This is a genomic window from Candidatus Zymogenaceae bacterium, assembly GCA_016931225.1.
Classification (GTDB): domain Bacteria; phylum Desulfobacterota; class Zymogenia; order Zymogenales; family Zymogenaceae; genus JAFGFE01.
Window position 1 is genome coordinate 1 of record JAFGFE010000043.1, and the last position, 8,904, is coordinate 8,904.

Genomic DNA, 8,904 nt, shown 5'->3' on the forward strand with positions numbered 1-8,904 from the left:
GTCGAGCGGGCGGAGACCATACTTACCGATGTGGGGCTGAAGGACTACATCGACGCCCGCCCGAACGAGATGAGCGGCGGTCAGCAGCAGCGGGTGGCCGTCGCCCGGGCCATCGTCTCCAACCCGGACGTGGTGTTGGCCGACGAGCCCACGGCGAACCTGGACTCAAAAACCGCCTCGTCGCTGTTGGAGATGATGCGGGAAATGAACGAGACCCACAAGGCGACGTTCGTCTTTTCCACCCACGATCGACTGGTGATGGATTACGCCCGGCGGCTGGTGAAGCTCCGGGACGGCCGGGTGGAAGAGGATATAGACAAGGACGCATGATGCCGGGGCCGACGAAATCATTGAATGTACGGAAGCCTTTTGCGCATTGCAAAACATGTGATGTGTGTAATACCCCTTTACGGAAAGTCACGGGTAATAAACAATATGACCGATCAGGAAAAACGCGTCTATGAGGAGAAACGTTTTTGGAGCGGATCCGCTTCCCGCTATGACCGGTTTCTCGATCGATTTTCCGAGAGCTATCGGGTGCTTATTGAAAGAATCGATCGAGAGGTATGTCCTGATCATGTTGTGCTGGAGGTGGCCGCCGGTACGGGCTTGATAACGCTGGAGATCGCCCGGAGGGTTTCGGTGGTATACGCCGTTGATATTACGCCGGAAATGATAGCAGAGGCGAAACGGAAGGCCTTCGACCGACACATTGAAAATATCAGCTTCTTTATCGAGGATGCATACGAACTCCCATTTGAGGACCGGTCGTTTGACACGGTCATCTGTGCGAACGCCCTGCACAATATGAAAGAGCCGGAGAGGGCCCTGGCAGAGATGAAACGGGTGGTAAAAGAATCGGGGAAGGCGATTTTACCCACATTCTGTCACGGCGAAGGGCTGAAATCGCGCATCACATCCCGGGTGATTACTCTCCTGGGTTTTCCCGGATACCAGAGATTTACCAGGGAAAGGCTGTGTGGACTGGTGGAGCGTTCCGGTTTTTATGTTGAAAGCATGGAAATTATACGGGAGAAAATACCGATCGCCTTTATTGTTGCAACACCGGAAAAAAGCGACGTGTGAGACCACCGTGGTCGAACTATCAAGTAAATTGGGGCCATATCCTTCCTACAGGGACTGGCCTGGACCCGGGTAAAAAAAAGGAGTGGTGGAAGAAGCGGTCCCGGACAGATTGATCGTCTGGAGGTTACAAAAGGTAATACCGTTACCCGTTCGGCTGCTGCTGAAATTGGAAAACACTCATAGCGGTGTGAAAATTGACCATATAATAGGAGCCGGTTTTTGGGGAGTGGGGAGACGATTTGACCGGGGGTGTAAGGTTTACTTTTCGAAGAGTTTCAGGGAAGCAATGGATGAGCACGTGAGAGTTGAGTTCAAGCGATTTAAGGATTTGCGGCAAATATTTGAAAAACCCGAGTTTGATCGAAGTCGTGGGATGTAACACTCTACCTACATTCCAATGTGTTTGAGTCGTTTGTTTTTTTGAAGAGCGTGATGGATTTCACTGACGAAAGAAAGAGAAGGATCGTTTTTGTCAGCCAGTGTATTTTGAATCAAAATGTGCGATTTCCCGGCATCGCCGTGTGTGCCGGGGTGTGTACTGAGCTGGTTGATCGATTGGTGAAAAACGATTTCGGGATCGAAGCGATGCCCTGCCTTGAGCGTCTCGGGTGGGGCGGAGTGTCGAGGAAAACCTATTTCAGATACCAATCCATTTTTCTCGCCTGGAAAGATACCCCCCTTTTTTTTATTTTCACATTTCTGGGAAGATTGTGGCTTTTCAGGTACAGTTTGTTGTGCAAGAGGGAGGCCGAAAAGATTGTCGCGCATATACGGGATTATATTGATTCCGGGTATTCGGTTTCGGGTATCATACTGATGAACGACAGCCCCACGGACGGTGCCACGAAAACCATCGATCTTATCCGGGCGGTGGAGAGGATCACGTCGTTGGGATATGATCCTGCTGTTATGAAAAATCCGAAATTGGATGTGATGAGGAAAGTCATCCCCCTGCTGTGTGAGAAGGGGGAGGGGATTTTCACGCGAAGGCTGATCCGTGAACTTTCGAAGAGGAATGTGGACAGTGCAATTATCGACTATGATCCCTGGACCGATCAGGATGCGGAATCGAAAAGGGTCATCGGTGAGCTTGAAAATACATCTCCTGTTTTACCTGAATAGTATTGCCTCGTCGTAAGACGTTCCCGTGGGTTACTCTTCAATTCTCCTGAATCTCTTTTTGATATCTTCAACGATGATATAGAGACAGGGGATGACGATGAGCGTCAATAGCACCGCGAAGGCCAATCCCCATACGATGGATACCGCCATCGGCGTCAGCATGGGCTCCCTGCCGCCTATGCCGATGGCCATGGGAAAGAGCCCCCCGATGGTTGTCAGGGATGTGAGGAGAATCGGCCTCAGGCGTATTTTCCCCGTTTCCACGACCGACTCGAATATATCCATCCCCTTGTCCCTCTCCTTGTTGATGAAGTCGACCATCACGATGGAGTCGTTCACGACGATCCCCACGAGGGCGATGATGCCGATGCCCGCCATGAGGGAAAGCTCGATGTTCATGATAAAGAGTCCCAGGACGACGCCGATAAATGAAAACGGAACGGTCGCCATGATGATAAAAGGCTGCAGGTAGGATCGAAAGAGCGCCGCCAGGATGATGTAAATGATCAAGAGGGCGAGAAAAAGAGACCTCAGCAGCGAAAAGATGGACTCCATCGTGTCCTCATATTCACCGCCGTAGGTGAATGTATAGCCGGGATACGTCGTGCTCCTGGTTCCGAATGTGTCGATGAGAATCTCATTGGCCTCCTTCGATGTGAGTTCTCCCTCGATGACATTGGCGGTGACGGTCAGGGTTCTTTCACGATCGATGTGATTGATGCTCAGCATTCCGTCGTTGTAGACGATCTCCGAAAAGGTCCTCAGGGGAATCCTGTAGTCTTCGGGGTTCAAAATGGAGAAGTTCATGAGACGCTCGATGTTTTGCATCTCTTCGTCGAACTTGACGACGATATCGATACTGTCCGTACCCCGGATGACATCTCCGGCACTGCTTCCCGAAAACGCGGTGCGAAGCTCTCCGGCGACATCCGTAATATTCAGTCCGAGAGCGCCCATCACGTACCTGTCGAACGTGAATTGTATCTCTTCCTTTCCCCTTTCATAATCATTGGTGATATCGACAATCCCCTCGATACCTTCCATCTCGGTTTCGAAATCTTCGACCAGGTCCAGGATGGTCGAAAATTCATCCCCCTGTATTTTTACCTCCACGGGGGAGCCGGAGGAAGGGCCTCTTCGCTGAGAGCGATAGACGATTGATGTGGGTCCTGCGATCATATCGGTCTGTTCTCGGATGTCCTCGATGATGCTCTCCGCGCCGATTTTCCTGTACCCGTATTCGGTCAGCTCCACGGTAATGCGGCCCCTGTATGAGGTGGAGGTTCCTCCCACCGATGAGATGATCGCGGATATTTCCTCTTCGGGTCGACCGGCGATAATATCCTCGATCTCCCTGACGACAGTATCCGTCTCTTCCAGGTTGCTGTCCGTCGGCATGTTGATGGAAACCCGGAATGTCTCGGCGATGGACTGCCCCATGAAAACGAACCGCAGGGTGAAAAGCCCGAAGATGATGGTGACGACGGCGACACCGAAAAGACTCAGGAAAACAAGATAGCGTCGATTCAAGAGGACACCGAGAACCCGTCCATAGTACTCCCTGATCGGTGAGAACCATGTGCGCACCTCCCGGTACGCCTCCGCGCCTTTGTTTTTGGCGAACTCATTGAGGTGTGACGGCAGAATCAAAAACGCCTCCACCAGCGAGGCCACCAGGGTCACGATGACCACGAGGGGAATAAACTTCAGGAACTTCCCGATGATTCCCGAAATGAGAAAGAGCGGGACGAATGCCGCGATATTCGTGGCGATGGCGGCGACGACGGGCATCAGGACCTCATCGGCCCCCCGAACCGACGCCTCGCCGACCGTGTATCCCATTTCACGATACCGAAAGAAATTCTCGGAGACGACGATGGCGTCGTCGACCACGATGCCCAGGACAAGGATAAGGGCGAACATGGTCAGAAGGTTCAGGGTGATACCCATGAAGCTCATGATGATGATCGCGGACAAAAAGGAGAAGGGGATTCCGACGGAAGCCCAGAATGCGACCCGGGAATCGAGGAAGGCATATAAAATTAATATTACCAGGAACATGCCGAGAAGGGCGTTGAAGAGAAGCGTCTTTTGCCTCTTTATAACGTGGGCCGCTTCGTCATCGACCAGGGAGAGCGTCATGCCGCTTTCCAGGTGCTCTCGCTCGTTTTCTACGATTGCCCTGACGTCCCGCGCGATATCTATGACATCGCCCGACGAGTTTTTCTTTACGGTCAGCAGCACGGCGCGACGCCCGTTGAGCCTGTTGTAAGATGTTTCCTCTTCGAATGTCTCCGTGATCTTCGCAACGTCCTTGAGCGTCAGGACCGTTTCGGGATACGAGCGGATGACGATGGTCCCCAGGTCGTCCGCATCCACCACCTCTCCGATGGAGCGGATCAACAGCTCCTTCGACCCCGAATCGACGCTTCCGCCCGGGATGGTGCGGTTCTGCTGTTTGATGGCGGCGACTATTTCATCGAGATTGAGGGAGAGCGACTCCAGTTTTCGGGGATCCACCTCCACCCAGATTTCGCGGTCGCGATACCCTTCCATTTCAACGGTGCTGACACCCTCCACCAGCTCCAGTTCGTCTTTCAGCCGATCGGCGGTCTCCTGGAGCCGTTCCCGGTCCGCATCGCCCCAGATGCCGATGGTTATGACATCGAATCGGGGCTCACGCTTCACCACGTTCGGATCGTCGGCGTCTTCGGGAATGTCATTAACCTTGTCCACCTCGTTCTTTACGTCATCGAGGAGCCTGTCGAGCTTCGCCCCGACGATGTTCGCCTCGGCCTTGATCGATATCGACGAGACACCCTCGGAGCTGGTTGATGTGATTTCCTCGATGCCGTCAATGTCCGATATTTCATCCTCGATGGGGATGGTTATGAGTTTTTCAATTTCTTCGGGTGAAGCGCCGGAGTATGTCGTGGTTACCCTGATATATCCAAAATCGACGGACGGGAACACTTCACGGCTCAGCCGGGTCGTGTGATACACCCCCAGGATAAGAACGGCGACGGTGATCATATTGATGAGAACGGAGTTCTTTACCGAAAATCGGGATATGGACATAGTGAGCGTTTCTTCTACAGGGTGTCGATTACCAGCACGGCACAGCCGTCTTCCAGGTTTTCCTTGCCGTCGATGATCACGATCTCTCCGGCTTCAAGGCCGGAAAGGACCTCAACCAGGTCCTCGGTTACAATTCCCAGGGAGAGGGAACGCTTTCGGGCCGTATCGTCGTCACTGGCGACGAAGCAGAAGGGATCCTCCCTGCCGGATTTTTCAAAGAGCAGGGCGCTCGTGGGGAGGGTCAGGACATCAGACTTCTCTTCGATGATGATTTCTATATCTCCGAACATGCCGGATACCAGCTCAGCGCCGTCGTTTTCAAACAGCACCTCGATCCGCGACGTTCGGGTGTCGGCGTCCCGAACCGGGCTGACCTCGCTGACCGTCCCGGGATGAATTTCCCGGGGCATTTCCGGAACGACAAGCTCCGCCCCCATCCCGACCTCTATGAGGCCCGTATCGGCTCCCGGCGCGTGGATGATCGCCTTTATCTTGTTGCTTCCGACGATGAGGGAAAGCGGTGTTTGGGTCGTTGCAAGTTCGCCGGTATCAAGATAGTTTCGCGCAACCACCCCGTTTATAGGCGCCCTGACATTGAGAGGAAGATACCGATCGTACATCTCCTGGCGCTCAAGCGTGACAAGGATGTCTCCCCGTCGTACCCGGTCCCCCTCTTTGAATCGATACTCGATGACCTTGCCGTCGGCGATGCCGTATACCTCGACCTCATCCTCGGCGAACAGCACCGCCGTATAGAAGAGGGTGTTTCTGATCTTACCGGGACGGACCTCGGTGACCGTCACCGGGACCGCCGAGGAATTCTCCATGGCGTTTTCGGAGAGATCTCCGTTTTTTGTGGAAGAAAACGGTCTCACGATGAGCATGAAAGAGAGCAGGAGCACCACAACGATGAGCGCCCCGATTGCCGCATATATATATTTTCGTTTCGGTTTCAGGTCCACGTGTACCTCATCTCTGTTGGTTCAGGTTAACGGTATATTACTCATCGGCGGAGCCGCCGCTACTGGAAAGGGGGCAACCGCTCGGGTACCTGTCCCCCTTAAAACGGCCGCTGTCGATCACGAATGATGTGACGGGTGACCGTTTTTCGAAAACGACTCTCGGAGCATGTCGGATTTCTGATCGAGCGGTCAGAATGTCAGGGAGGCGTCCTCCCTGTGCGTGCATGCATTCATTCGAAATAACGTAGGAGAAGGTGGTTTGAAAGAAACCGGTTTTTGAAACTCTGAAACGGGATGCACAACATCCGGCTTGAGCCGTGTGGTGGTATCTCACTCGTATTGCCTCTTTCGATTCCGGCACGCGTTGTGTTGAGACGACAGTCGACCTCAAAGGTGAAATTATACTACAAAATGAGACAGATAAAGCAAAAAAAGGTTCTCGTATCTCATGGTGTCCGCTCACTCAGCCGCGGAGAGAAGATCATATGACTTCGGTATTTCGAAGGATCCCATACGGTTTTTTGAAAATGAGCGGGCGTTTCCCCGTACTCCACCGAAGCGGGTGCGGCATCACTCCACATACGATTCCTTGACATTCACTCGGGCGGCGGGACGCATTTTTTTCTTGACAGGACGCTAATAATGAATAATATATTCATTATAGGGGGTGTGATGTGGCACAGATGCTCAAAGAAGACATCAAGCGAAAAATAGACGACGCCGCCTTGAAGACGTTTTATGAGATGGGGTATCAGGGGGCGGTGATGGCCGATATCGCACGTCACGCCGGAGTCTCCGTCGGTAATATCTATCGATATTATAAAAACAAAAAGGAGCTTTTCAATACCCTGGTACCGATGGATATCATCGACGGTCTGAGGGACATGATCGGAAGCAAATTCATGATTGCCGACGGTATGGACCTCAAAAACGCCCGACATGCACCGGCAATGGACCTGATGGACGAACAGCTCTTCGAGTACCTTGTGACATACCGACGCCAGATTGTCATTACCATGGAGGAGAGGGAGGGGAATCCCTATCTGGGATTCAAGGATGAATTGGTCGACCTGATGACAAATATGGCCATGCGATACACGAATACGATCGAACATCCCATACATGTCGATGAGCTGAAGCTCCGTATGCTTCGTCTTATCTACGAAAATCTCTACAATGCGGTTGTGGAAATCCTCAAGTCATATACCCGGGCGGATCAAATACGGGCCGCCTTTGACAACCTCTTGGATTACCACTTCTTCGGCGTTTCCAGGTTCCTGTGGTAATTTTTTTGTACATATAATGAACAATATATTCACTTATAGGATCGGGGTGAATTGCAATACGGGTGATGCCCTACAAATATACGAACACTCCGACACAGAGGTCGGACACAGTAAACACGGAGGCGAAAACATACGATGAAGATTGAAAACGTTGTCCTTTCACGAAGAGAGTTTCACAAGACGGCGGCAACATCATGTGTGGCGGGCGCCCTTCTGTTCGGCGGCGGCGCCGTATTGTCGGCGGGAGGCGCCGGCGGGTGCACATCGCCCTTTTTGGATCGCGTCCGGTGCATGGGGACGATGCTCCGCATGGGACACTGCGCCCCGACCGTCATGCATACGCTCATAGAAAAAGGGCGACGCGACACCGATTACACGCGATTGATCACGCTCTCCTCTGGCCTCCCCGGAGGCATCGGGAATATGGGATGTGAATGCGGCGGCGTGACGTCGTCGCTCATGCACCTGGGCCTGACGCCGGGGATGGACGAAGAGGTGGAAGGCGTTCCCCTTTTTATACACGTCGGCAGGAACTACATGAAGGCGTTTCACACGATGCACAAAAGCCTCAGGTGTGACGGCATCAATACCCCCAAATCCGGCATGGAGGCGTGCATGAATGCGGTTTGCTCAGCGAAGGGGCTCGTTTCTCGGGCGAAACTGATCGGTGGGACAGACCTTCTTTCCGCCGACCTCATAAAAGAGTATGAAAGGCTGCTCAATGTCTTCCGGGACGCATCCTTCCATTGCGCCCACAGTGTCCTTTCGGGCGTCTCCGATCTTATCGATTACGACACGATTATCGGAGACGCCACCCGGGGATTTATCGGGGGGACAGCGCTTTCCGGGCTCACCTGCGGCGCATTCACCGCAGGGGTCGTCGCCATCGGTTCGGCCATCGGCGAAATCGAGGACAGTGTCCCCAGGGTGCTCAGAATGATGTGGATGATGAAGAACGGAAAGGACGCCCTGGCCGACGACGTGAATGCGTTCAACAGACCCATGAATGTCGGCACGGTGCTGGGTGAATGGTTTACCGAACAGTTCGGCTCCACACAATGCCGGGAGATCATCGGCGCCGACATCTCGACACCCAAAGGCGTAGAAAAATATATCGAGGGAGACGGTGTCCAGAGATGTCGGAACATCACCGATGAAACCGCCGAAAAGGTCAGGGAACTCCTCGTCGGTGCTTAAGGCAAGGTGAGCCGCTTCGGTATCGGAGAGGAGGAGTCGACGGGATTCTTAAACAGGGAGTCATCTTCAGGGGATTCTCTCCGATTCCTATCGATCGATGGCGCTTCGGACTTTTTTTAAAAATTCCATCATTGTCGCCGGTTTCTGGATGAACCCGGCGATGTCGCCGTTGA

The 8,904-nt window shown here is 53.1% G+C and carries 8 protein-coding genes; 5 read left to right on the forward strand and 3 right to left on the reverse strand.

Going from position 1 to position 8,904, the window contains the following annotated elements:
* Together JW885_16495 and JW885_16500 are read left to right on the forward strand one after the other, a co-directional pair.
* On the forward strand, nucleotides 1–330 hold a 330-nt coding region (locus tag JW885_16495; GenBank protein ID MBN1883763.1), incomplete at its 5' end, for an ATP-binding cassette domain-containing protein.
* A 105-nt stretch (nucleotides 331–435) separates the two neighbouring features.
* Nucleotides 436–1,086, forward strand: a complete 651-nt coding sequence (locus JW885_16500; protein ID MBN1883764.1) for a class I SAM-dependent methyltransferase — start codon at nucleotides 436–438, stop codon at nucleotides 1,084–1,086.
* A 387-nt stretch (nucleotides 1,087–1,473) separates the two neighbouring features.
* On the opposite strand, the gene JW885_16505 is transcribed toward JW885_16500, so the two are convergent.
* The gene (locus JW885_16505; GenBank protein MBN1883765.1) at nucleotides 1,474–1,854 is read right to left on the reverse strand and encodes a hypothetical protein; all 381 of its coding nucleotides are present in this window, start codon (nucleotides 1,852–1,854) and stop codon (nucleotides 1,474–1,476) included.
* A gap of 48 nt (nucleotides 1,855–1,902) precedes the next feature.
* Between JW885_16505 and JW885_16510 the strand changes: the two genes are divergently transcribed.
* Nucleotides 1,903–2,208 (forward strand): hypothetical protein, encoded by a 306-nt coding sequence (locus JW885_16510; protein MBN1883766.1) that lies wholly within the window; start codon nucleotides 1,903–1,905, stop codon nucleotides 2,206–2,208.
* Nucleotides 2,209–2,238: 30 nt separating this feature from the next.
* Here JW885_16510 and JW885_16515 read toward each other — a convergent pair whose 3' ends face one another.
* Both JW885_16515 and JW885_16520 read right to left on the reverse strand, forming a co-directional pair.
* Complete coding sequence (locus JW885_16515) at nucleotides 2,239–5,286, reverse strand: efflux RND transporter permease subunit (protein MBN1883767.1); 3,048 nt, start codon at nucleotides 5,284–5,286, stop codon at nucleotides 2,239–2,241.
* A gap of 14 nt (nucleotides 5,287–5,300) precedes the next feature.
* Nucleotides 5,301–6,248 (reverse strand): efflux RND transporter periplasmic adaptor subunit, encoded by a 948-nt coding sequence (locus tag JW885_16520; protein ID MBN1883768.1) that lies wholly within the window; start codon nucleotides 6,246–6,248, stop codon nucleotides 5,301–5,303.
* Between the two features lie 674 nt (nucleotides 6,249–6,922).
* Here JW885_16520 and JW885_16525 point away from each other — a divergent pair.
* Both JW885_16525 and JW885_16530 read left to right on the forward strand, forming a co-directional pair.
* On the forward strand, nucleotides 6,923–7,534 hold the full coding sequence (locus JW885_16525) for a TetR/AcrR family transcriptional regulator (protein ID MBN1883769.1): 612 nt from the start codon (nucleotides 6,923–6,925) through the stop codon (nucleotides 7,532–7,534).
* A 135-nt stretch (nucleotides 7,535–7,669) separates the two neighbouring features.
* Nucleotides 7,670–8,731 (forward strand): C-GCAxxG-C-C family protein, encoded by a 1,062-nt coding sequence (locus JW885_16530; protein ID MBN1883770.1) that lies wholly within the window; start codon nucleotides 7,670–7,672, stop codon nucleotides 8,729–8,731.
* Nucleotides 8,732–8,904: the final 173 nt, after the last annotated feature.

Bases quoted from the DNA above. Each gene is read 5' to 3' on its own strand.
- JW885_16505 (MBN1883765.1), bottom strand. From the start codon at position 1,854: ATGCGCGACAATCTTTTCGGCCTCCCTCTTGCACAACAAACTGTACCT.
- JW885_16510 (MBN1883766.1), top strand. From the start codon at position 1,903: ATGAACGACAGCCCCACGGACGGTGCCACGAAAACCATCGATCTTATC.
- JW885_16500 (MBN1883764.1), top strand. From the start codon at position 436: ATGACCGATCAGGAAAAACGCGTCTATGAGGAGAAACGTTTTTGGAGC.
- JW885_16530 (MBN1883770.1), top strand. From the start codon at position 7,670: ATGAAGATTGAAAACGTTGTCCTTTCACGAAGAGAGTTTCACAAGACG.
- JW885_16515 (MBN1883767.1), bottom strand. From the start codon at position 5,286: ATGTCCATATCCCGATTTTCGGTAAAGAACTCCGTTCTCATCAATATG.